At 42.3% G+C, this 601-nt stretch carries 1 protein-coding gene; it reads left to right on the forward strand.

The features are described 5' to 3' along the window. The coding region (locus tag ACLWS4_RS37290) for a TetR/AcrR family transcriptional regulator (protein WP_416876464.1) at positions 1-601 on the forward strand (601 nt) is incomplete at both ends.

Raw genomic sequence — 601 nt, forward strand, 5'->3', positions numbered from 1 at the left:
CGGTTGCCGAAAGAAAAGCAGGACACTTTAATTCAAGCTGCAAAAAAGGAATTTTCGAGAGCGCCGCTGCATGAATCCTCTGTCGCAAATATTGTACAGGAAGCTTGCATTCCGAGAGGAAGCTTTTACCAATACTTTGAAGATAAGGAGGATTTGTTTTATTATTTGCTGCGTTTGCTCTCGCGAAAAAGCAAAGAACAGTTTATTTCCACTCTCCGAAAAAAGGGCGGGGATTTATTTGCGGCTTTTACCGAGGTCTTTCAATTCGCCGTTCAGGACATTCGAAATGAGGAAAATGCCAATTTTTTCAAAAACGCTTTTTCCAATATGAATTATAAAACCGAAAATACTTTGGCAGAAAATTTTTTTGAAGAGGATCTTAAAAAGCAGGATTTGGCTTTACTCCGGTCCGTCAACACAAAAAAACTGAACATCCGCGATGAACGGGACCTGCAGGATATGATCACGATTTTGGAGGCCGTCACCTTTCATAATCTTGTGCAAGCATTCGCTGGGGAATTAACGGCCGAAGAAGCCCTCGGTCAATATCTTGCCCAAATGGAGCTGCTCAAAAAAGGATTGTACAGGCAACCTTCTCCGG

Source organism: Kitasatospora sp. SC0581 (genome assembly GCF_048159585.1).
Classification (GTDB): domain Bacteria; phylum Actinomycetota; class Actinomycetes; order Streptomycetales; family Streptomycetaceae; genus Kitasatospora.